At 69.4% G+C, this 22,454-nt stretch carries 17 protein-coding genes; 1 reads left to right on the forward strand and 16 read right to left on the reverse strand.

The genetic code is table 11. The annotated features are described in order from the left end of the window. From KW83_RS06180 to KW83_RS06250, 15 genes are all read right to left on the reverse strand, one after another. Positions 1 to 1,863 carry a 4-alpha-glucanotransferase gene (locus KW83_RS06180; RefSeq protein ID WP_036176246.1) on the reverse strand — a complete coding sequence of 621 codons (1,863 nt, stop codon included), beginning with the start codon at positions 1,861 to 1,863 and terminating at the stop codon, positions 1 to 3. Next, on the reverse strand, positions 1,860 to 3,950 hold the full coding sequence (gene glgX / locus KW83_RS06185; RefSeq protein WP_036176249.1) for a glycogen debranching protein GlgX: 2,091 nt from the start codon (positions 3,948 to 3,950) through the stop codon (positions 1,860 to 1,862). Before glgX ends, KW83_RS06180 begins: the two co-directional genes overlap by 4 nt. After that, positions 3,947 to 5,374 carry a glycogen synthase GlgA gene (gene glgA / locus KW83_RS06190; RefSeq protein ID WP_036176253.1) on the reverse strand — a complete coding sequence of 476 codons (1,428 nt, stop codon included), beginning with the start codon at positions 5,372 to 5,374 and terminating at the stop codon, positions 3,947 to 3,949. The genes glgX and glgA overlap by 4 nt, the downstream gene beginning before the upstream one ends. Then, positions 5,371 to 6,636: a glucose-1-phosphate adenylyltransferase gene (gene glgC / locus KW83_RS06195; RefSeq protein ID WP_036176256.1), complete on the reverse strand. Its 1,266-nt coding sequence runs from the start codon at positions 6,634 to 6,636 to the stop codon at positions 5,371 to 5,373. The genes glgA and glgC overlap by 4 nt, the downstream gene beginning before the upstream one ends. A gap of 37 nt (positions 6,637 to 6,673) precedes the next feature. Then, on the reverse strand, positions 6,674 to 8,875 hold the full coding sequence (gene glgB / locus KW83_RS06200) for a 1,4-alpha-glucan branching protein GlgB (protein WP_051928320.1): 2,202 nt from the start codon (positions 8,873 to 8,875) through the stop codon (positions 6,674 to 6,676). 126 nt (positions 8,876 to 9,001) lie between these two features. Beyond that, positions 9,002 to 9,250 carry a hypothetical protein gene (locus KW83_RS06205; protein ID WP_036176259.1) on the reverse strand — a complete coding sequence of 83 codons (249 nt, stop codon included), beginning with the start codon at positions 9,248 to 9,250 and terminating at the stop codon, positions 9,002 to 9,004. A gap of 126 nt (positions 9,251 to 9,376) precedes the next feature. Continuing rightward, positions 9,377 to 11,761 (reverse strand): glycogen/starch/alpha-glucan phosphorylase, encoded by a 2,385-nt coding sequence (locus KW83_RS06210; RefSeq protein WP_051928321.1) that lies wholly within the window; start codon positions 11,759 to 11,761, stop codon positions 9,377 to 9,379. A gap of 312 nt (positions 11,762 to 12,073) precedes the next feature. Then, complete coding sequence (locus KW83_RS06215) at positions 12,074 to 12,745, reverse strand: alpha/beta hydrolase (protein WP_036176262.1); 672 nt, start codon at positions 12,743 to 12,745, stop codon at positions 12,074 to 12,076. A 182-nt stretch (positions 12,746 to 12,927) separates the two neighbouring features. Further along, positions 12,928 to 13,575 carry a DNA-3-methyladenine glycosylase family protein gene (locus KW83_RS06220; RefSeq protein ID WP_235191371.1) on the reverse strand — a complete coding sequence of 216 codons (648 nt, stop codon included), beginning with the start codon at positions 13,573 to 13,575 and terminating at the stop codon, positions 12,928 to 12,930. Then, the gene (locus tag KW83_RS06225) at positions 13,572 to 14,318 is read right to left on the reverse strand and encodes a cobalt-precorrin-6A reductase (RefSeq protein WP_327203960.1); all 747 of its coding nucleotides are present in this window, start codon (positions 14,316 to 14,318) and stop codon (positions 13,572 to 13,574) included. The genes KW83_RS06220 and KW83_RS06225 overlap by 4 nt, the downstream gene beginning before the upstream one ends. A gap of 366 nt (positions 14,319 to 14,684) precedes the next feature. Further along, entirely contained in the window at positions 14,685 to 15,425 is a 741-nt protein-coding gene (locus KW83_RS06230; protein WP_036176265.1) for a squalene/phytoene synthase family protein, read from the reverse strand. Between the two features lie 21 nt (positions 15,426 to 15,446). Beyond that, on the reverse strand, positions 15,447 to 17,057 hold the full coding sequence (gene cimA, locus KW83_RS06235) for a citramalate synthase (RefSeq protein WP_036176268.1): 1,611 nt from the start codon (positions 17,055 to 17,057) through the stop codon (positions 15,447 to 15,449). Further along, on the reverse strand, positions 17,054 to 18,535 hold the full coding sequence (cysS, locus tag KW83_RS06240; protein WP_036176271.1) for a cysteine--tRNA ligase: 1,482 nt from the start codon (positions 18,533 to 18,535) through the stop codon (positions 17,054 to 17,056). The genes cimA and cysS overlap by 4 nt, the downstream gene beginning before the upstream one ends. A gap of 121 nt (positions 18,536 to 18,656) precedes the next feature. Further along, positions 18,657 to 19,346 (reverse strand): outer membrane protein, encoded by a 690-nt coding sequence (locus KW83_RS06245; protein WP_036176273.1) that lies wholly within the window; start codon positions 19,344 to 19,346, stop codon positions 18,657 to 18,659. Positions 19,347 to 19,555: 209 nt separating this feature from the next. After that, positions 19,556 to 21,364, reverse strand: a complete 1,809-nt coding sequence (locus KW83_RS06250) for an ABC-F family ATP-binding cassette domain-containing protein (RefSeq protein WP_036176276.1) — start codon at positions 21,362 to 21,364, stop codon at positions 19,556 to 19,558. Positions 21,365 to 21,379: 15 nt separating this feature from the next. Here KW83_RS06250 and KW83_RS06255 point away from each other — a divergent pair, with 15 nt between their 5' ends. Then, a complete protein-coding gene (locus KW83_RS06255; RefSeq protein WP_235191372.1) occupies positions 21,380 to 21,727 on the forward strand; it encodes an ATP-dependent Clp protease adaptor ClpS in 348 nt (115 codons plus the stop codon). On the opposite strand, the gene KW83_RS06260 is transcribed toward KW83_RS06255, so the two are convergent. After that, positions 21,728 to 22,453, reverse strand: coding sequence for a GNAT family N-acetyltransferase (locus KW83_RS06260; RefSeq protein ID WP_036176279.1), 726 nt, complete (start codon positions 22,451 to 22,453; stop codon positions 21,728 to 21,730). Between the last annotated feature and the right edge of the window lies 1 nt (position 22,454).

A 22,454-nucleotide genomic window follows, 5' to 3' on the forward strand; every position in this document is an offset into this window, starting at 1 on the left:
CTATCTGTCGGCGTCGCGCATGATGATGGCCGTGCGGGCCACCGCGTCAAGCTGGCCCAGGGCGCCGGCGGGGGTGTCGATCCGGCGGCGCCAGTTGGGGTGATCGTGGACCGTGCCGGGCAGGTTCGGCTGCTCCACGCGGCCCTCCAGGTCCTCCAGCTGGCAGACCACCAGCCGCGACGGCGTGGCCGCCAGAAAGGCGTGCAGCGCGTCGATCCCGTCGCCGCCCAGCATCTCGCACAGAAAGCCGACCTCTTCGGCGCGGCGGGCGCGGGCGCTGGCCTCCGCCGCCTCCGACCAGCCGTCCAGCGCCGCGCGCCAGTCGATGTCGCGCCCCGCCTTCCAGCCTTCCCAGGTCGGCAGGTCGTGGCTGCCGAAGGACGTCAGCGCCCCGCGCGCGTAGTCCGCGGCGGCGCGGAACGTCGCCCGGTCGGCGTCCCAGTGCTGCTCGAACTGGACCACCCGGCAGCCCAGGACGCCGCTTTCGTCCAGCGCCGCGCCCAGCCCCTCGGGGATGTTGCCCAGATCCTCTCCGACGATCGTGGCCCCGGCGCGCGCGGCCTCGATCCGCGCGACCGCCAGCATGGCGTCGCGCGGCATCCGCACATAGGCGCCGGGCACGTCGCCCTGCGGCACCCAGAACGCCCGCTCGAACCCCAGGATGTGATCGATCCGCAGCAGCTTGGCATGGGCCAGGGACCGGCGCAGGATCCGCGCCAGCGGCCGGAACCCGTCGCGGGCCAGCGCGTCGGGGCGGAGCGGCGCCAGCCCCCAGCTCTGCCCGCCCGGCGAGAACGCGTCCGGCGGCGCGCCCAGCGACACGCCCTGCGCGAACAGCCCCGGCTGGCCCCAGGTCTCGGCCCCTTCGGGATGGGTGCCGACGGCCAGATCCAGGTACAGGCCGAACCGCATCCCGGCCGCCAGCGCCTCTGTCTGCGCATCCGCCAGCTGGGCGTCGGCGCGGTACTGCAACGTGGCGTGAAAGCGCACGGCGGCGGCCTCCCGCCGCGCGAAGGCCTGCGCCGCATCTCCGTCGGGGTCGTGATATTCGGGCGGCCAGGCGGGCCAGTAGGGGCCGAACCGCTCGGACAGGGCCTGGTGCAGCGCGAACCGCCAGAGCCCCGCGTCCTGCGCCGCGGCCCAGTCGTCGAAACCGGCAGGCTCGGGGTCCGCGCGCAGGGCCGCCAGCCGCGCGGGCTGCGCCACGGACCAGTCGAGCAGCTCTTCGCCGGGCAGCGGCGGCTCTGAGTCCGGGGCCACGTGGATCCCCGCCAGCCGCCCCCGGTGCGCCGGCGAATAGGGCGAGAACGCGCCCGGGTCGGTGGGAAACCCCGCATGGACCGGGTTCACGCCGACGAAATCCGCCCCCGCCGCGCCCAGTGACCGGCAGGCGCGCGCCAGATCCCGGTAGGTGCCGATCCGCCCGTCGCCGGACAGGCCGTAGAGCGGCAGCGTCACCCCCCAGGCGCGCGGCGGCTCTGCCAGCCGCGCCGGCGCGCTGATGAGCCAGACCCGCGCGCCGTCCGCCTCCAGCGCATGGATGCCCAGCGGCAGCGCCCCCAGCGCCGCGCCCCGCCCCTCGGACGCGGTGCCGTCCTCCTGCGCCAGCCGCCAGTCCCGCCCGGCGAGCGCGTCCAGCCGTATCGGCGCGCCGGCCTCGACCACCGCCCAGTCCGGCAGGTCCGGCCCGGCGTCCAGCCGCGCCAGCATCGCCGCCGCCCCGGCCGCGTCGTCGGGCGCGTCCATGGCGCGCAGCAGCGCGTCGCGGCTTTCGGGCGTCAGTTCGTGGCGCCGTCCGGTCGCGTCCTCATAGGACGGGACCACGCCCAGCCGCTCCGCCAGCCTGTCGCGCGCGTCGCTCATGGCGCCGGTTCCAGCACGAAGACCGACACGCTGTCGGCGGGGATCCTGGCCGCGCCGGCGACCCGGCCGGCACCCGGATCCGGGCAACCGTCCGGCACGGCGGTGTCGATCCGCCAGTGCCAGCCCATGCCGTCGGGCGGGACCGGCAGCCGCCAGGTCTGCGCCGGACCGCGGTTGAACACCGCAAAGATCGCCTGTTCCGTCTCTGCATAGGCGGGGGTGCCGCTGGCCATCCTGAGCTCCATCGCAAGGGCGTTCAACGCGCCGCGGGTCCAGTCCGCATCCTGCATGGGCAGGCCGTCCGGGCGCCACCAGAACAGATCCTCGCGCCCGTCCACCGCCCGCTCGCGCGCGTGGAGGAACAGTTTCTGGCGCAGCAGCGGATGGCGCGCGCGGAACCCGATCATGGCACGGGTAAAGGCGTGGAACGCGGCATCCGGTTCCGTCCAGTCGATCCATCCGGTCGCGTTGTCCTGGGCATAGGCGTTGTTGTTGCCGCCCTGGCTGTTGCCGATCTCGTCGCCCGCCAGGATCATCGGCGTGCCCTGGCTCAGCATCAGCGTGGCCATCATGTTGCGCCGGCGCCGCGCGCGGGCCGACAGGATCGCGGGATCCTCCGTCGGCCCCTCGACCCCCATGTTGTCGCTGTAGTTCTCGCCATGGCCGTCGCGCCCGTCCTCGCCGTTGGCGTCGTTGTGCCGGGCGGTGTAGCTGACCACGTCCCGCAGCGTGAACCCGTCATGGGCGGTCAGAAGGTTCACGCTGGCCGTGGCGGGCCGCCCGGAATGGTCGAACTGCAGCGCCGAGCCGGTCAGCCGGTCCGCCAGCCCCGGGGCGGAGCCCGCGTCCCCCCGCCAGAACATCCTGACCCGGTCGCGGAATTTGTCGTTCCACTCCAGGAAGGGCGGCGGAAAGGCCCCCAGCTGGTAGCCGCCCGGCCCGATGTCCCAGGGTTCCGCGATCAGCTTGACCTGGCCCAGCACCGGGTCCTGCCGGATCGCGTCGAAGAACGCCGCCCCCGGATCGAAGCCGCCGTCGCCGGCCCGCCCCAGGGTCGGGCACAGGTCGAACCGGAACCCGTCCACATGCATGACCTCGACCCAGTAGCGCAGGCTGTCCATGATCATCCGCAGCACCATCGGGTGCTCCACGTTCACCGTGTTGCCGCAGCCGGTGTCGTTGACGTAGCGGCGCGGGTCGCGCTCCAGCCGGTAGTAGCTGGCGTTGTCCAGCCCGCGGAAACTCAGCGTCGGGCCCCGCTCGTCGCCCTCGCAGGTGTGGTTGTAGACCACGTCCATCAGCACCTCGATCCCGGCGGAGTGGAACCGCGCGACCATCTGCTGAAATTCCGAGATCCGGCCCCGCGCCAGATACCGCGGCTCCGGCGCGAAGAAGCCCAGCGTCTGGTAGCCCCAGTAGTTGGTCAGGCCTTTCTCATGCAGGAAGCGGTCGGTCAGGAAGGCCTGCGCGGGCAGAAGCTCGACCGCGGTGATGCCCAGATCCGTCAGGTAATCCAGCATCGGGTCCGACGACATCGCCAGAAAAGTGCCCGGATCGCCCACATCGGGCCGCGTCGCGGTCAGCCCCTTCACATGCGCCTCGTAGATGACCGTCTGTTCCACCGGGGTGCGCGGCGCGCGGTCCCGGCCCCAGGAGAACGCCGGATCCTCCACCACCGAGCGGGGCATCCAGGGCGCGCTGTCGCGCGGGTCGATCACCGTGTCGTCGCCGCCGTCGCGGTGGCCCATCAGTGCCGGATGCCAGACCGGATGGCCGGTCAGCCGCTTGGCATAGGGGTCCATCAGCAGCTTGGCGGGGTTGAAGCGGTGCCCCTCGCGCGGGGCCCAGGGCCCGTGCGCGCGGTAGCCGTAGCGCGTGCCCGCCGTCAGCCCCGGGATGTAGCCGTGCCACACGTCGCCGTCGCGCTCGGGCAGGTCGATGCGCTGCGGCGCGCCGGTCTCTGGGAACAGGCACAGCTCCATCCGGGTGGCGTTCTGGGAGAAGACGGCGAAATTCACGCCGTCGCCGTCGAAGGTCGCGCCAAGGGGGGCGGCGCGGCCCGCGGCAATCGGAAATCTCTGGGTCATGCGGCGGGTGTCAGGTCCCTGTAGAGTGCGGCGTACTGGCCGGCAGAGACGTCCCACCCCACGGGGTGGCGCATGGCCACCTTGACCATCGCCGCCCAGGTCCCGGCCTGCGCGTGAAGCCCTACCATGCGCGACAGCGCGAAGGCCAGAGCGTCCGCGTCGTCCGGGCGGTGCACGATCCCGGTGGCGACGCGCGCCTTCAGCGCCGCGTCGTTGGCGTCGATCACCGTGTCGGCCAGCCCGCCGGTGCGCGCCACCACCGGGATCGTGCCGTAGCGCAGACCGTAGAGCTGCGTCAGCCCGCAGGGCTCGAACCGCGACGGCACCAGCACCGCGTCGCCGCCGGCGATCATCCGGTGGCTCAGCGTGTCGTCATAGCCGATATGGACCGACACGCCCGCGTGCCGCGCGCCGGCCTCCTGCCAGGCCAGTTCCATCGCCCGGTCGCCGGAGCCCAGCAGCGCCAGCTGCCCGCCCGCCTCCAGATAGGAGGGCAGCGCCTCCAGCAGCAGGTCCAGCCCCTTCTGCGCCGTCAGCCGAGAGATCACCACCGCCAGCGGTCCCGCGGCGTCGGGCAGACCCATCTCGCGGCGCAGCGCCTGGGTCGCCCGGGCCTTGCCCCGCCCGGAGCGGTAGCGCCGGATCGCCCGGTCGGTGGCGGGGTTCCACACCTCCGCGTCGATGCCGTTCAGGATGCCGGTCAGATCGGCGCGCCGCGCGCGGATCAGCCCGTCGAACCCCATGCCGAACGCCGGCGTCGCCAGCTCCCGGGCGTAGGTGGGCGACACGGTGGTGATCCGGTCGGCATGGACCAGCCCGGCCTTGAGGGTGGACACCCGGCCCCAGTATTCCACGCCCTCGACGCGGAAATCCCGCGCGTCGATGCCCAGCGCGGCCATGCGCTCGGGCGGCGCCAGCCCGGCGAAGGCGATGTTGTGGATCGTCATCACCGACGGCACCGGGGCCGTCTCCTGGCTGAGATAGTAGGGCAGCAGCCCCGCCTGCCAGTCGTGGCCGTGGGCGACCTGCGGAACCCAGTCCCCGGCACGGCCCGCGCAGATCTCCGCGCCGGCGCGGGACAGCGCGGCGAAGCGTTCGGGGTTGTCGTCCCAGTCGCGCCCCTCCTCGTCCAGATAGATCGTGCCGCCGCGCTCGAAGAGATGCGGGGCCTCCAGCACGAACAGCGACAGCCCCCCCGCGCGCACCGCCAGCAGCCGCGCCGGTCCGCCCATCAGCGTGTCGAACCGATGCACCTGCCGCGCCTCCGGCACCGCCGACAGCACCCGGCCGTAGCCCGGCAGAAGCACCCGCATCTCGACCCCCTGGGCCGCCAGCGCCAGCGGCAGCGCGCCGACCACATCCGCCAGCCCGCCGGTCTTGACCAGCGGCGCGCATTCGGACGCGACCGACAGCACCCGTGTCACCGCGCGGCGCTCCAGGCATCCACCATGGGCTGGGTGACCAGCGTGACGCCGCCCTTCGACACCTCGAAGAACGCCGCGTCCGCCTCGGGGTCCTCTCCGGCGACCAGGCCCTCGGGGATCTGCACCCCCCGGTCCACCACGCATTTGCGCAGCCGCGCGTGGCGTCCGACGACCACATGCGGCAGCACCACCGTCTGCTCCAGCGACGCGTAGCTGTTGGTATGGACCTGGGTGAACAGCAGCGACTCGCGGATTTCCGTTCCGGAGATGATGCACCCGCCCGCCACCATGGAGCTGATCGCATGGCCGCGGCGGTTTTCCTCGTCATGGATGAACTTGGCCGGAGGCGTCAGCTCGGAATAGGTCCAGATCGGCCAGTTGGTGTCCCACAGGTCCAGGTCCGGGTCGAAATCCGTGAGCGAGATGTTGGCCTGCCAATAGGCGTCCACCGTGCCCACGTCGCGCCAGTAGGCGGGCGCGCCGTCGCGGTGCCGCACGCAGCTTTCCGAGAACCGATGCGCCTGCGCGCGGCCGTTGCGGACGATATGCGGGATGATGTCGCCGCCGAAATCGTGGCCCGACCCCTCCAGATCGGAGTCGCTCAGCAAAAGCTCCCGCAGATAGGACCATTTGAAGACATAGATCCCCATGGAGGCCAGCGTCTGCGTGTCGTCGCCCGGCATCCCCGGCGGATCGGCGGGCTTTTCCAGGAACGACGTGATCCTGAGGCTGTCGTCCACCGCCATCACCCCGAAGGCGGACGCCTCGTCGCGCGGGACCGTCAGGCAGCCCACGGTCACGTCGGCACCGGTGTCCACATGCTCGGCGATCATCACCTCGTAGTCCATCTTGTAGATGTGATCGCCGGCCAGGATCAGGATGTACTCGATCCCGTAGCTGTCGATGATGTCGATGTTCTGGGTCACCGCATCGGCGGTGCCCAGATACCACTTGTCCTCGCTCACCCGCTGGCTGGCGGGCAGGATGTCCAGAAACTCGTTTCGCTCGGCGCGCAGGAACGACCAGCCCCTCTGGCAATGCCGGATCAGGCTGTGGGCCTTGTACTGCGTGGCGATGGCCATCTTGCGGATGCCGGAGTTCAGCGCGTTGGACAGCGCGAAATCCACGATCCGGGTCTTGCCGCCGAAATAGACCGCGGGCTTTACCCGCCGGTCGGTGAGCTGTTTCAGCCGGCTGCCCCGCCCGCCCGCCAGCACGAAGGCCAGCGTGCGCGACGACAGCCTCTTGGTCGGTCGTTCCATGGTCTCTCCCCCCCCTTGTTTTTCTTCGGGCCTTCGGTCAGCCCTCCTTGACGAAGATCACCGTCGACAGCGGCGGCAGCAGCACCCGGGCCTGCGCGGGCTGGCCCTTGTGCGGCGTCTCTTCCGCCGTGACCCCGCCCATGTTGCCACGCCCGGCGCCGCCGTAGATCTCCGCGTCGGAGTTCAGCGCCTCGCGCCAGCGGCCCGCCTGCGGCATCCCCAGCGTGTAGGGCCGCTCCACGGGGGTGAAGTTGCACGCCACCACCGCCTCCGGGTCCGGCCCGCCGGATCGGCGGATCCAGGCGAACACGCTGGCCTCGGCGTCGTTGGCCTCGATCCACTGAAAGCCCGCCGGGTCGCAGTCCAGCGCATGCAGCGCGGGCTCCGCCCGGTAGAGCGTGTTCAGATCCCGCACCAGGCGCTGCATCCCGGCGTGCCTGGCGTCGTCGAGCAGGTTCCAGCTCAGCTGCGTGTTGTGGTTCCATTCGCTGGGCTGGGCGAACTCGCAGCCCATGAACAACAGCTTCTTGCCCGGGTGGCCCCACATGAAGCCGTAATAGGCGCGCAGATTGGCGAATTTCTCCCATTCGCCGCCCGGCATCTTGTTCAGCATCGACCCCTTGCCGTGCACGACCTCATCGTGGCTGATCGGCAGGATGAAATTCTCCGAGTAGGCGTAGTGCATCCCGAAGGTCATCAGGTGGTGGTCGAACTTGCGATAGATCGGATCCTTCTGCACATACCGCAGCGTGTCGTTCATCCAGCCCATGTTCCACTTGTAGCCGAAGCCCAGCCCGCCCCCGTCCACGGGACGCGACACCTGCGGAAATGAGGTCGACTCCTCGGCCACGGTGACGATGCCGGGATGTTCGGCATAGGCCACGGTGTTGACGCCCCTGAGAAAGTCGATCGCCTCGTAATTCTCGCGCCCGCCGTCCTTGTTGGGGACCCATTCGCCGTCCTTGCGCGAATAGTCGCGGTAGAGCATGGAGGCCACCGCATCCACGCGCAGCCCGTCCACGTGGTATTCCTCCAGCCAGTAGAGCGCGTTGGAGGTCAGGAAGTTCTTCACCTCCACCCGGCCGTAGTTGTAGATCAGCGTGTTCCAGTCCTGGTGGAACCCCTCCCGCGGGTCGGCGTGCTCATAGAGATGCGTGCCGTCGAACCGGCCCAGCCCGTGGGTGTCGGCCGGGAAGTGCCCCGGCACCCAGTCCAGGATCACGCCCATCCCCTTCTGGTGCGCGGCCTCCACCAGATCGCGGAACTCATGCGGCGGGCCGAAGCGGATCGTCGGCGCGAACAGCCCCACCGGCTGGTAGCCCCAGGACCCGTCGAAGGGAAACTCGCTGACCGGCAGCAGCTCCAGGTGGGTGAACCCCATGTCATGGGCGTAATCGACCAGAACCTTCGCCGCCTCCTTGTACGAGATCGGCCGGTTGCCCTCCTGGGCGACCCGTTTCCACGACCCCAGATGCACCTCATAGACAGAGATCGGGGCCGTGCGCCCGTTGCGCCCGTCGCGTTCGGCCATCCACTTGCCGTCCGTCCAGCCGTAGCCGCGGATGTCGCGCACGATGCTGGCGTTCAGCGGCGGATGCTGTGAGCCAAAGCCCACGGGGTCCGATTTCAGCGGCTGCAACTCTCCGCCGGGGCCGAGGATCTCGTACTTGTAGGCCTCTCCCTCCTCGACGCGGGGCACGAAGATCTCCCACACGCCGGTGGCGCCGCGCTTGCGCATCGGGTGCCGCCGCCCGTCCCAGTGGTTGAACCCGCCCACCACGCTGACGCGCTGCGCGTTCGGCGCCCAGACGGCGAAATGCGTGCCGCCCTGCCCCTCGCGCTCCATCACATGGGCGCCGAGCACGGTCCAGATCCGCTGGTGCGTGCCCTCGCCCAGAAGGTACTCGTCCATCTCGCCGATCACCGGGCCGAAGCGGTAGGCGTCCTCGAAATCCCAGCTCTTGCCGCCGGCCTTGCCGCGCAGCCAGTAGCGCCCGTCGCCCGGAACCTCGCCGGCAAAGACCATCAGCCCCTCGGCGACGCGGGCCAGCTCGTGCTCGGTGCCGTCCACGACCGCGAACATGGCCTCGGCCCCCGGATCGAGCGCGCGGACCATCCGCCTGCCCTCCACCTCATGGGGGCCGAGCACCGCGAACGGATCGCCGTGGCGCCCCTGCTGGAGGGCTTCGGCATCCTTACGGTCGATGGACGGGGCGGGGTTGCGCAAATATCCTGTCATGGACCCAAGGCTAAACCGCGCGCGCCGCTTTGCAACGGGCCATCGCGAAGAAACCCCGCCGCGCCGCGCGGGACGGATCGCCGCCGGGGCCGGGCGGGCGGATGCGGAGAAACGGATTCCGGCCCGTCAGACCGGCAGCAGGAAGTACCTGGCGATCCCGTAGACATAAAGCAGGGAGAATATCACGTTGATATATTTCAGCTGCGGCTCCGATCTCAGCCATCCGCAATAGACCCAGATCAGGCAGAACGGCAGCCCCAGCACCATGGCCGCCAGCGGCCAGCCCTGCACGATGGAGACGGTGCTGAGCAGGCCCAGCAGGAAGGCGACCCATTTCAGCCGCTGTTCCAGGCTGGCAGACGTCGAAAGCGTCATCTTCGGATGTCCGGGCGATCAGCGCCGTTCACCCGGCGATCTGATGGCCGCACCATAAGGGACCGCCGCGCGGAAAGCAACGAACGCGGACCCGCGGCCGGAACGCGCCGCGGGTCCGACCGCGGCCTAGCCGACGCTGATCGCGCGCGCGTCCCAGATGTCGGCCATGTAGTCCCGGATCGTGCGGTCCGAGGAGAACCAGCCAGAGCGCGCGGTGTTCAGGATCGCCATCCGGGTCCAGCCCGCGGCGTCCCTGCGCGCGGCCTCCAGCTCCCGGCTGGCGCGCCAGTAGTCGGCGAAATCGGAGGCGACCAGGAAGTAATCCGCCCCCGACACGTTCCCGGTGATGCTCTCGAACCGCTCTCCGAACGTGCCGTCCCGGATCGCGTCCAGCGCGCGGGCCAGTTCCGGGCAGGCCGCGATCGCCCGTCCGGCATGGTCCGCGACGCCGCGCCGTTCGACGGCCTCATCCGCCGTCATGCCGAAGAGAAAGAAGTTCTCCGCCCCGACCAGCTTGCGGATCTCCACGTTGGCGCCGTCCAGCGTGCCGATGGTCAGCGCCCCGTTCAGGGCGAATTTCATGTTGCCGGTGCCCGACGCCTCCTTGCCGGCGGTCGAGACCTGCTGGCTGACCTCCGCCGCCGGGATCAGCTTTTCGGCCAGGGACACGTTGTAATTGGCCGGATAGGCCACGCGCAGCAGGTGCCCGGTGTCGGGATCGGCGTTCACCACCTCCGCCACCGCGTTGATGAGGTGGATGATCTCCTTGGCGAACACGTATCCCGGCGCGGCCTTGCCGCCGAAGATCTTGACCTGCGGCACCCAGTCGCCCTGCGGATCGTCCTTCATCGCCTGCCACAGGGCGATGGTCTGCAGGATGTTCAGGTGCTGGCGCTTGTATTCGTGGATCCGCTTGATCTGCACGTCGAACAGCGCGTCCGGGTCCACCGGGGTGCCCCGCGCGCCCAGGTAGTCCGCCAGATCCGCCTTGTTGGCGCGCTTGGCCGCGGCATAGTCCTCGCGGAAGGCCGCGTCGTCGGCCAGGGGCTCCAGCTTCTGCAACTGCTCCAGGTCGTCCACCCAGCCGTCGCCGATGGCCCGGGTGATCAGCCCGGAAAGCCGCGGATTCGCCCCCAGCAGCCAGCGGCGCGGGGTGATGCCGTTGGTCTCGTTCACGATCCGGTCGGGATGCAGGCGGTTCAGCTCCGCGAACACCGTGTCGCGCATGAGGCCGGTGTGCAGGGCAGACACGCCGTTGACCCTATGTGCCATGGTGAAGGCCAGAGGCCCCATCTGCACGTCGCCGTCGCCGATAATGACCGCCCGTCGGTCGGGATGGGCCTCGGCGTGGGCGGCGTCGATGCGCTCGATGATCTGCATGTGGCGGGGCAGCAGATCCGCCATCAGCCCCACCGACCAGCGCTCCAGCGCCTCCGGCAGCAGGGTGTGGTTGGTATAGCCAAGGCAGGCGCGCGCCGTCTCCACCGCGGCGTCGAAGGCCATGCCTTTCTCGTCGTGCAGGATGCGCACCAGCTCCGGCCCGGCGATGGCCGGATGGGTGTCGTTGAGCTGGATCGCCACCTTGTCGGACAGGAGGGACAGGTCGGCGTACTCGTCCTCGAACCGGCGCACGATGTCGCGCAGCGACGCGGCGGTGAAGAAGAACTCCTGCTTCAGCCGCAGCCGCTTGCCCTCTTCGGTGGTGTCGTCGGGATAGAGCACGCGGCTGATGGTGCGGGCCAGGTTCTCCGGCTCGGCCGCGCCGTAGTAGTCGCCGGCGTTGAACCGGCCCAGGTCGAACACCGTCTCCGGCGTCGCCGACCACAGCCGCAAAGTGTTGGCCCAGCGCCCCTGCCAGCCGACGATGGGCGTGTCGTAGGCCTCGGCCACCACGGTCTCCGACGGGGTCCAGACGGCGCGGTCGCCCGGCGTCTCCACGGAGCCGCCGAAGCCGATCCGATAGACCGATTCGGGGCGCTCGAACTCCCAGGCGTGGGTCTGGCTCAGCCAGTCCTCCGGCGCCTCGATCTGGCGGCCCCGCTCGAAGCTCTGCTTGAACAGCCCGTGCTCATAGCGGATGCCGTAGCCATAGGCCGGGCAGCCCACGGTGGACATGGACTCCAGGAAACAGGCCGCAAGCCGTCCCAGACCGCCGTTGCCCAGCGCCGCGTCGGGCTCGTCCTGCATGATCTCGGTGGCGTCCAGTCCGCGCCCCTCGAAAAAGCCGCGCACCTCGTCCATCAACCCCAGGTTGACGGTCGCATCCTCCAGCAGGCGGCCGATCAGGAACTCCATGGACAGGTAATAGACCCGCTTGCCGTGCTGCGCATAGGTCGCGCGGGTCGAGGCGAACCACGGGTCCACGATCCGGTCGCGGATGGCGTAGCTGAGCGCCAGCCGCCAGTCGGTGACGGTGGCATGTTCGGCATCCTTGCCGAAGGAATATTTCAGATGCTGGAGAATGGCATCCGACAGGGTCTCTCCGATCAACGGAACACGGGCGTCTTTCATGTGGTCTCTCCCACGGCAGCATAAGGGTTAGCGGTATCGGACCCGCTCTTGCGCCCCATGTGCGGCCAACCGCGCCAGAGTGCAAGGTGGCCGCGTCCCGCAGAGCGAAGAGGTCCCCCCATCTGTCTCACTATGTCGCGCCCCCGCCGCGATTTCGGGCAGGGCGCGGACCGGGCGCGCCGTGCGGGGCGCGCGCCGTTCGTTTTGTGCGCGAAATCGGGCGGGATTTCGACGCGGGCCGTACAATTCCGCGGTTTCGGCGACTCGGCGCGTACAAAACGCCAGGCGCAGGCGTACCGATCGGCCGCCCGGCTACTCTGCGTCCAGCCCCAGCCGGTCGCGGATGAAGGCCAGCGCCACGCTCAACCCGTCCGGCGCGATACCGTGGCCCGTGCCCTTCATGACATGGGCGAACACGTCCAGCCCCGCGCCCTGCAGCGCCTCGGCCGCCGCCGGCAGCGACGCGGGCGGCACCACCTCGTCCCTGTCGCCGTGGATCAGCAACACCGGCGGGCGCGACACGATTTCATCGGCCAGCGCCTCGGGCCTGAGCAGCCGGCCGGAGAATCCCACCAGCGCCGCCACCGGCTCGGGCCGCCGCAGCGCCACGTGCAGCGCCATCATCGTGCCCTGGCTGAACCCCACGATCACCAGCCGGTCGGCGCCGATGCCCTCCTCGGCCAGCACACCGTCCAGATAGGCGTTCAGATCGTCGGCCGCCCGGTCCATCGCCGCCTCCGCCTCCGCGGGGTCGGATCCGTCCAGCCAGGGGATCGGAAACCACTGGAATCCCATGGGGTTGACCACCGACCTTTCGGGCGCGTTGGGTGCCAGAAACACCGTGTCCGGCAGATGCTGCGCCAGCGGATCGGCCAGGCCCAGCAGGTCCGCGCCATCGGCGCCATAGCCATGCAGGAACACCACCGCAGAACCCGCCCTGCCGGAGGCCGGCGCCCGCCGCTTCGCATCCAGTGCCCGTGTCATCGCCGCTCTCCGCTGTCAGGTTCCGCCCGACCTAGCCCGCCGCGGCGGCGCGATCAACGCCGCGCCCCCCCTTCATCTTTCCCGAAATATCCCGGGGTTCGGGGCAGAGCCCCGAACGGGCAGAGCCCCGAACGGGCAGAGCCCCGAACGGGCGGAACGCCGAACGGGCAGAGCCCCGGCGGTCACGCCACCCCCTCGCGCGACTTGGCGACGGCATACCACGCCCAGAGCCCCCGCGCCGCGACGCCGCGCCAGGGCCGCCAGCCTTCCGCCAGGTCGCGCAGCGCGCCCTCCGACGGCCGCGTCTCCATCCCGTAGAGCATCCGCGCGGACTCCTGCAACGCCAGGTCCCCGGCCGGAAACACGTCCGCGCGCCCCAGGGAGAACAGCGCGTAGATCTCCGCGGTCCAGCGCCCGATCCCCGGCACCGCCACCAGCCGCGCCACCACGGCATCGCTTCGCGCCGTCTCAAGGGCGGCGAAGTCGATACCCGCCTCGGCGAGCGCGCGCAGGTACCGCGCCTTGGGGCGCGACAGCCCGCAGGCCCTCAACGCCGCCTCATCCGCGCGCCCCACCGTCTGTGGGTCGTGAAACCCCGCCGCCTCCACGCGTGCTCCGATCGCGCGGGCCGAGGCGACGCTGACCTGCTGCGATACGATCGCACCCACCAGCGCGGGGAAGCCGCCCGGCCGCAGCCGGTCCGGCCAAGGGCCCGCTTCCTGCCACGCGCGGGCCATCCCCGCGTCCCGCGCCGCAAGCCACGCGGCCCCTTCCGCAACGCAGGAGGGTCCCGTCAGGATCCGCTCTCCGGCGACCTTCGGCACCGTCACTGGATCATCCTGCGCACCCACAGGATCGCCGCGGACACCGTATCGAACCGGATCGATTCGGGCTGTGGGGGGCGGCGGATCATCGCGACGTCGATCGCAAGCTTTCGCGCCGCATCGAGCTTCGTGCGCGACGACGATCCGCCGGCATTGCGCACCACCAGCCACGCCACGCCCAGCCGCCGGAAGAGTGCGGCCTCCGCCTCCACCGGAAAGGGCGGCCGGCCCACCACCCAGTCGCCGTCCTCGAACGGCACGGGCGTGTCCGGCCGCCGGTCGAGCTGCCGGACATAGACCCGGCGCCCCGGCATGGTGCCGAACGCGTCGAGCCCCATGCGACCGGTGGCCAGGAATGCGGTCGCCCCCTCCGGAACCTGGCGCGCGGCGTCGGCCTCGTTCTGCGCGAAATGCCAGCGGTCGCCCGGTTGAGGGCGCCAGGCGGGGCGCAGCAGCAGACCGTAGGGCACGCGCAAGTCGCCACAGATCCGCGCCGACCGGGCAGAGATGCGGGCGGCGAAAGGATGCGTCGCGTCCAGCACCGCACCGATCCGCTCGCGATCGAGAAAGTCGCGGAACCCGTCCTCGCCGCCGAACCCGCCGATCCGGGTGGCCACACCCAGGGCGTTGGGCGCCCGCGCCGGCCCGGACAGCGATGCCATCACGGTCAGGCCGCGCACCGCCCCCAGCGCCGACGCGAGATGCCGCGCCTCCAAAGTGCCTGCAAGGAGCAACACGCGCAACGACATCGCAGGATCCTTCCGTCACCGGCCATGGGCCGCGCTCCCTCTCGGGGCTAAGCCGGAGAAGGGCGGAAAGCCCCGGGGGCGTCATGGCGGCCCGGTGCCGCGCCATCCTGACATCCCCGCGCTGGACATACCCGCACTCGCCCCCCGGGCCAAGAACACTGTGCGCCGCGGCATACCGATCGCGACGAAATCGGCTGGCGGGTCCGGCGGCCGCGTATGCAACCGGCAGCCCCATTCCGAAAACGAACCGTACGACCGGCGCCGCCACGGCCGTGGCGGTACGCTCGCGGGGACCTCCGCGCCACGTCGCCCGGCCTATGCGGGCCTGTACCGTGCACGGCACGCTCTTCCGCCGGCACGGGGCGCCTACCGCCCCGTGACCGCCATCCGCATCAGCCTCAACCGCCGCAGCGCCGGGGCCCGAAGGAGCCTCCCGTCGCGCACCCGCGCCGGCTCGGACCGGGCCAGGCGCAGGACCGGACCGGCCTCCCAGGCCGAAAGGGCGGCGGGGCGCGCGGCACGGCTGACCGGGCAGAGCCGCGACAGCCCGGCCTGGGCAAGCGCCCGGATCCCGTCATCGGAGGGATCGGGCAAGGACGACAGCCCGGCAGCCTCCAGCCGCGGGACGGAGGCCAGCCAGCCCGCCATGCCGCCGGCCAGCCCGACACCGCGGACGGCGGCCTCATCGGCTGCCCCCAGCGCCCGCGCGGCCGCCCAGGCAAGCCCGCCCGCCACGTCCTCAAGATACCCCAGAAGCTGCGCCTGCCCGGCGAACGGTTCCCTCGCGATCTCCCAGCGCCGCGCCGCGATCGCGCGGTCGAGGATGGCGGCACCCTTCGCATCCAGGATCTCTCCCAGTGGGGTCGCGACCTCATGGCGGCGCGGGGGCTTGCCGCTGGCGATCTCCTCCAGGGCGTCGCGCCACCATTGCAGGCGGATCTCGGCGATCATCGGCTCTGCGGTCACCCAGGGCGCGCGCGCCGCCTCGACGTTCAGCGCATAGATGGGAAAGAGCACGCCCCGTGACGCCGGCGGCGCGGCCATGGCCGACAGGAACCGGTCGGGATCGCCCTTGCGGACGATCTCGGCGCAGGCGCCGACGCTCATCGGGCGCGCCTTCCGGCCGCCTCAGGCATCGCGGACCAGCTTCCAGACGACCGCGTCGATCAGCGCCTCGAAGGACGCGTCGACGATATTCGCGCTGACCCCCACGGTGGACCAGCGGCGGCCCTGGCCATCCTCGCTGTCGACGATGACGCGGGTCACGGCCTCGGTCCCGCCCTGGGTGATCCGGACCTTGAAATCGACAAGATGCATGTCGTCAATGATGTGCTGGTAGGGGCCAAGATCCTTGGCCAGCGCTTTCGACAGGGCGTTCACCGGCCCGCGGTCGGACCCCGTCGCGTCCATGCTTTCGGAGACCGACAGCTTCTTCTCGTCGCCGATCTTCACCACCACGACCGCTTCCGACAGACTCACCATCCGGTCGTACTTGTTCTTCCGCCGCTCGACGCTGACCCGGTAACGCTTGACCTCGAAGAAGTTCGGCAACTGGTCCAGGGCGCGCCGGGCCACCAGCTCAAAGCTCGCCTGTGCGGTGTCATAGGAATAGCCCTTGTCCTCCAGGGACTTGATTGCCTCAAGGATCCGTCCCAGCCGCGGATCGCCCTTTTCCACCGACAGGCCCATGTCGATCAGGCGCGCGCGCAGGTTGGACTGTCCGGCCTGGTTGGACATCGGGATCACCCGCCGGTTTCCCACGGCCGCCGGATCCACGTGCTCATAAGTGGCCGGATCCTTGGCGATGGCGCTGGCATGAAGCCCCGCCTTATGCGCGAAAGCCGACGCCCCAACGTAGGGCGCGTCGTTGCGCGGCACCCGGTTCAGGATGTCGTCGAGCCTGCGGGAAATGCGGGTCAATCCGGCCAGCCCCTCGGGCGTCACGGAAATGGCGAACCGGTCGCGGTATGGGGGCTTCAGCAGCAGGGTCGGGATCAGGCTTACCAGATCGGCGTTGCCGCAGCGTTCGCCCAACCCGTTCAGCGTGCCCTGAACCTGGCGCACCCCGGCCTCGACCGCCGCAAGGCTCCCCGCCACGGCGGTTCCGGTGTCGTCATGGGTGTGGATGCCCAGCCGCGTGCCGGGGATGCCGCTGTCGATCACCGCGCCGACCACCTCGGCGATCCGGTCCGGCAGCGTGCCGCCGTTGGTGTCGCAGAGTACGATCCAGCGCGCTCCGGCCTCTGCCGCGGCGTGCAGGCAGGCCAGGGCATAGCCGGGATCGGACGCATAGCCGTCGAAGAGATGTTCCGCGTCGAACACGGCCTCCCGGCCTTTGGCGACGCAATGCGCGATCGACCCCTGGATCGCCTCCAGATTCTCCTCCCGGCTGACTCCGAGCGCGGTCCTGACATGGTAATCGTGGCTTTTCCCCACCAGGCAGACGGCGGGGGTGCCGGCGTTCAGCACCGCGGCCAGCACATCGTCGTTCGACGCCGAACGCCCTGCCCGCCTGGTCATACCGAAGGCCGCCATGGTGGCCCGCGTCGGCGCCACGGTCTCGAAGAACGCGCTGTCGGTCGGGTTGGCGCCGGGCCAGCCGCCCTCGATATAGTCCACGCCCAGCGTGTCCAGCATCGTCGCGATGGCCAGCTTTTCGGCGACCGAGAACTGCACCCCCTGCGTCTGCTGCCCGTCGCGCAGGGTGGTGTCGTAGAGGGTGAGCCGCTCGCGGGTCATTTGTTGGGACTACGTCTGAGCCATCGCTCGCCCTCGGGAGTGACGATTATCTGAAAACCCAACTGAGCCGCTTCTTCCCGCAACCTGTCTGCAGTATCAAAGTCTTTTCTAGCTCTAGCGTTTCGATAACTTTCTACCATATCTGCGATCCCCGCGTTCCTCGCAGCTTTAAATACATTCAATAGTATGGCTTGGTCGGGATGAACCACCTTATATTCTGGGTAGAAGTCAGTCTGTAGATTACGAAGATTTTTGAAGAAGCCTTCCGCTCCCAAGAGCGGTGCCTCCAAGTATTGATCCGTAACCTCCTGAACTGACCTTCGGCCAATTTCAGATGTTGGGCGAATCTTGATTCCCAGAAATGCAAGACCGGAGATCAGGCTGTCATAGTCGCCCTCGGCAAAGAACTTTCGGATATAACTGACGGCTTGAGGTGTATTCAGGTCGTTTGAAAGTGCCTCGACTATCCCGGGCGGGACTTGACCGGGAGAAAGGCCTCGCGTCACAGTCGCATATTTCTCCAGCTCTATCGAAGCTTCACGCAGTTTATCTCCACTCCACTCCAGTACAGAAGAGTACTTTGCGGACATAAGCACCCAACGGATTACAGGGCCCCGAAATTTCTTCTCGAGCAATTCCCGCACAGTGAAGAAATTGCCCAGCGATTTCGACATCTTGCGGCCGTCGACCAGCAGCATCTCATTGTGCAGCCAGACCCGCGCCATGGGTGCGCCGCCGTGGGCGCAGACCGATTGCGCGATCTCGTTCTCGTGGTGCGGGAACATCAGGTCTCCGCCGCCGCCGTGGATGTCGAAGGTGGTGCCCAGATACTCCGCGGCCATGGCCGAGCATTCGATATGCCAGCCCGGACGGCCCCGGCCCCACGGGCTGCCCCAGCCCGGTGCACCGTCGTCCGAAGGCTTCCACAGCACGAAATCCATCGGATCGCGCTTATAGGGCGCGACCTCGACCCGCGCGCCGGCGATCATGTCCTCGACCGACCGCCCCGAAAGCCGGCCGTAGCCGTCGTAGCTGGAGACGGAGAACAACACATGCCCCTCCGCCTCATAGGCATGGCCGTCCGCGATCAGCCGGCCGATCATCTCGACCATCGGGGGGATATGGGCCGTCGCACGGGGGCTTTCGTCCGGCGGCAGGCAGCCCAGCGCGGCCATGTCCTCCACGTACCACCGGCCCGTCTCCTCGGTGATCTGTGCGATCGGGCGCCCGGTTTCGGCGGCGCGGGCGTTGATCTTGTCGTCCACGTCGGTGATGTTGCGCACATAAGTTACCGCGGCCACCCCGTAGACCTGGCGCAGCAGCCGGTAAAGCGTGTCGAACACCACCGCCGATCGGGCGTTGCCCATATGCGCGCGGTCGTAGACCGTCGGCCCGCAGACATACATCCGGACGTCGCCCTCGGTCAGCGGCGTGAACGTCTCTTTCCGGCGGGTCGCGGAATTGGTCAGGCGGATCACGGCATGTCCCTCTTCCGGCGATGGCGCGCGCGGTGTCGCAAGATCGGCGGGACGAGGCAAGCCCAAAGGCAAGGGGGCCGGCCTTTCGGCCGACCCCCCGCAAACAGTGCCGATCGTCGGATCAGAACTGGTAGGCCACGCGGGCCTGGAACGTGGTGGCGTCGAAGTCCACGCCGGTGTTGTCGAAGTCGTCCCACTGCTGGTACAGAACTTCGCCGCCGACGTTGACCGCGTCCGTCACCTTGTAGTCGACGCCGGCGCCGACGACATAGCCGGTGTCGGAGAAGTCGGAGCCGAAAATGTCGGCCTTGGCATAGGCCGCGCCGAGCACGCCATAGACCAGCGTGTTGCCCGCGTCGTAGCCCGCACGCAGTTTCAGGCGGTGGATCTGGTCGATGGAGACGTTGCTGTCGTCATCGATGTCGTTGTCGTCGAAGACATCGCTGATGCTGTCGTCGTCGAAGTCCAGGTTGGCCGCGTTCAGGTCCAGTTCGGCGCCAAGCACGTAGCTGCCGAAGTCGTACTGGTAACCGGCGAACACGCCGCCGATGGCGCCGTCGCCGTCCACGTCGAAGGTGATGTCGTCATCACCGAAGAACTGCGTGTCTTCGTCCTCGAGTCCGTCGAGGCCGTCCTCGTCGATCAGGCCATAGCCCAGCGACGCACCGGCATATCCGCCGGACCAGTCGGGGGAGGACACGATGGGCGCGGGCGCGACCACCATGGGCTCGACCGGGGCGGTGTTCACACCGCCGGCATGGGCGGCTCCGGCGATCAGCGCGCCGGCGGCGGTCATGGTAACGAATTTCATGGGATCTGCTCCTTGTGGTTTCTTGATCCGTCACGCCGCGTGAATGCGCGGCGCTCTCCCGGACATCTGCGCGCAAGACGCACAGACTGCACGGAGGTTCCCGGGAAGATTTCAGTCATAAGCCATTCATGGCGGAGAGCGCACGGCTGTTTGGGCAAGATCGCGCCGCCCTGCAGCATTCCCGCAACGGATCGCTCAAAACTTCGTGTTCAGACCTCCGCCCGGTCGGTCAGGGTAAGCCATTCGTCCTCTGCCGCGGACAGACGGGCCTGACGGTCGGCCAGCGCCTCTGTCGCCTTGCGGAATTTCACCGGCTCACGGGTGAAAAGCTCCGGGTCCGACAGCAGCGATTCGAGCTTCGAGATCTCGGCCTCCAGCCGCGCGATGTCATCGGGCAGGGTTTTCAGACGATGCGCTTCGGTAAAGGACAGCCCGCCTCCGGACCGGGACCGGTCCTGCGCACGCACGGTCCTGGCAGGCGTCGCCGGGGCCGTTTCCGGCGGGGTCTGTGCGGGTTTCTGCGACTGGTAGTCGGTCCAGCCGCCCGCATAGACCGCGGCGCGCCCCTGCCCCTCGAACGCCACGGTCTGGCTGGCCACACGGTCCAGGAAATCGCGGTCGTGGCTGACCAGAAGCACCGTGCCGTCATAGTCGCCCAACAGATCCTGGAGCAGGTCCAGCGTCTCGATGTCCAGATCGTTCGTCGGCTCGTCCAGGACCAGCAGATTCGACTGTTTCGCCATCAGTTTGGCCAGCAGCAGCCGCGCCTTTTCCCCGCCCGACAGCGCGCGCACCGGCGCCCGGGCCTGCGCTTCCGAAAACAGGAAATCCTTGAGGTAGCCCACCACATGGCGCGGCGTGCCGCGCACCATCACCTGATCGGCCGCGCCCGACACCCGCATGTCCGGGCTGCCGATCAGGTTCTCCCACAGGGTCATGTCGCCGTCGAGCTGCGCGCGGGCCTGGTCGAACACCGCGATCTCCAGGTTGGTGCCGTGGCGCACCCGGCCCGCGTCCGGCGCAAGCTCTCCGGTCAGCATCCTGAGCAGCGTCGTCTTGCCCACCCCGTTGGGCCCGACAAAGGCGACCCGGTCGCCCCGCCCGATGCGGATCGAGAACGGGCGCAGGATCTCGTGATCGCCGTAGGATTTCGTGATCGCCTCGGCCTCGATGACCTTCTTGCCGCTCTGCGAGCCCTGCTCCAGCGCCATCGCCGCGGTGCCCTGGCGACGGATCATGCCCGAGCGGTCGTCGCGCAATTGCTGGAGCGCCCGCACCCGGCCCTGGTTGCGCTTGCGCCGCGCGCTGATGCCCTCCACCGCCCAGCGACCTTCGGCCTTGATCTTGCGGTCGAGCTTGTGGCGCTGGGTGTCCTCTTCGTCCCAGACCCGGTCGCGCCAGTCCTCGAAATCGGCGAAGCCCTTCTCCTGCCGCCGCACCGCGCCCCGGTCGATCCAAAGGGTCGCGCGTGTCAGGTTGCGCAGAAAGGCGCGGTCGTGAGAGATCAGCACATAGCCCGCGCGGGTGCTCCTAAGCTGATCCTCCAGCCAGGCGATGGCGCGGATGTCCAGATGGTTGGTCGGCTCGTCCAGCAGCATCAGTTCCGGCGCCTCGGCCAGCAGCTTGGCGAGTGCGGCGCGCCGACGCTCGCCGCCGGACGCCTTGGCCGGGTCGGTGTCGGGATCGAAGGTCAGCCCCTCGGCCACCATCTCGATCCTGTAGCGCTCCGCCTCGTCCAGGGTAGAGGCGGCGAAATCGCCCAGCGTGGCGAAGCCGTCCATGGTCGGCTCCTGCTCCATGTAACCCACCGTGGTGCCGGGTGAGAGCACCCGCGCGCCGCGGTCCGGCTCGACCAGCCCGGCCATGACCTTCATCAGCGTGGACTTGCCCGACCCGTTGCGACCGACCAGCGCCACGCGGTCCCCCGGCTGGACCACCAGATCGAGGCCGGAGAACACCGGATCGCCCCCGAAGGTCAGGGAAATGTCGGAAAGCTGGAGAAGGGGTGCGCGCGCCATGGCCGCGACCTAGAGGTGCCCGCGGGCCGCATCAAGCCCGTGTCGCCCTATATCACCGCCATGGCCGATGACGACACCCTCCTGAAACCTGCGGCGAAGGCGAAGGCCACGCGCCCGCCTCTCTACAAGGTGATCCTGCTGAACGACGATTTCACGCCGCGGGACTTCGTGACCCGGGTGTTGAAATCGGTGTTCCGCATGGGCGAAAGCGACGCGCTGGGCGTCATGCTCACCGCCCATCGGCTGGGGGCGTCGGTGGTGGCGGTCTTCACCCGGGAGGTCGCCGAGGACAAGGCCGCCCAAGCCAACGAGATGGGCGCGGCAGAGGGCTATCCGCTGACGTTCACGACCGAAAAGGAGTGATCACGCCGCCATGGCGCGCAGCAGCCGCCTCCGCGCGGGCGGGATCGCCCCGACCTCGACGCCGGTGAACACATGCATGGTGCCCATCTCCTCATCGACGACGGCATGGTCGGACACCCAGCCCCCCATGCCAAGGTACGTCCGCAGAAGCGGCGGCAGGCCCGCCGCGGCGCGTTGCGCATCGAACGGCCGCGACAGCGCGCGGGCCAGGGACACGATCCGCGGCGCCTTGACGCGGGGGCGCCATCGCAGCGGTGCGCGGTGACGCGCGTGCAGCATCGCAAAGGCATCCGCGTGGGTCCGCGCGTCCGTGCCCGGGAAGGACGCGCAGCCGAACAGCATCCGTGCCCCCTCACGGTCCACGATCCGTGTCAGCGCGGCCCAGGCGACGCGCAGGACGTCGCCGTTCACTTCGTCGGGATGGACGCAGAACCGGCCCAGTTCGACCATCGGACCGTCATAGACGCCCAGCCGGTCCAGCCCGTAGAAGCGCGCCGCATAGCTGCCGCCGATCTCCCCGCCGCCCGCCAGCGGCATCAGCCGGAAGGTGCACAGGACGCGGCCGCGCCGATCCTCCACCAACACGTGGCGGCAGCGTGCGTCGTAGGGGTCGGGCGCCGCCCGATCGGACGGAAACAGCCGCGCGCGCAGCGCCATGGCGCGGGCCACCTCTCCGGGATCCGCGGACTCGAACGCCCGGTATCCACCCTTCGTCACCAGCGTCACG

The organism is Palleronia rufa, assembly GCF_000743715.1.
Classification (GTDB): domain Bacteria; phylum Pseudomonadota; class Alphaproteobacteria; order Rhodobacterales; family Rhodobacteraceae; genus Palleronia; species Palleronia rufa.

Excerpts from the sequence above, each read along its gene's own strand:
- KW83_RS06180 (WP_036176246.1), bottom strand. The coding sequence starts at position 1,863 with ATGAGCGACGCGCGCGACAGGCTGGCGGAGCGGCTGGGCGTGGTCCCG.
- glgX (WP_036176249.1), bottom strand. The coding sequence starts at position 3,950 with ATGACCCAGAGATTTCCGATTGCCGCGGGCCGCGCCGCCCCCCTTGGC.
- glgC (WP_036176256.1), bottom strand. The coding sequence starts at position 6,636 with ATGGAACGACCGACCAAGAGGCTGTCGTCGCGCACGCTGGCCTTCGTG.
- glgB (WP_051928320.1), bottom strand. The coding sequence starts at position 8,875 with ATGACAGGATATTTGCGCAACCCCGCCCCGTCCATCGACCGTAAGGAT.
- KW83_RS06205 (WP_036176259.1), bottom strand. The coding sequence starts at position 9,250 with ATGACGCTTTCGACGTCTGCCAGCCTGGAACAGCGGCTGAAATGGGTC.
- KW83_RS06210 (WP_051928321.1), bottom strand. The coding sequence starts at position 11,761 with ATGAAAGACGCCCGTGTTCCGTTGATCGGAGAGACCCTGTCGGATGCC.
- KW83_RS06215 (WP_036176262.1), bottom strand. The coding sequence starts at position 12,745 with ATGACACGGGCACTGGATGCGAAGCGGCGGGCGCCGGCCTCCGGCAGG.
- KW83_RS06225 (WP_327203960.1), bottom strand. The coding sequence starts at position 14,318 with ATGTCGTTGCGCGTGTTGCTCCTTGCAGGCACTTTGGAGGCGCGGCAT.
- KW83_RS06230 (WP_036176265.1), bottom strand. The coding sequence starts at position 15,425 with ATGAGCGTCGGCGCCTGCGCCGAGATCGTCCGCAAGGGCGATCCCGAC.
- cimA (WP_036176268.1), bottom strand. The coding sequence starts at position 17,057 with ATGACCCGCGAGCGGCTCACCCTCTACGACACCACCCTGCGCGACGGG.
- KW83_RS06245 (WP_036176273.1), bottom strand. The coding sequence starts at position 19,346 with ATGAAATTCGTTACCATGACCGCCGCCGGCGCGCTGATCGCCGGAGCC.
- KW83_RS06250 (WP_036176276.1), bottom strand. The coding sequence starts at position 21,364 with ATGGCGCGCGCACCCCTTCTCCAGCTTTCCGACATTTCCCTGACCTTC.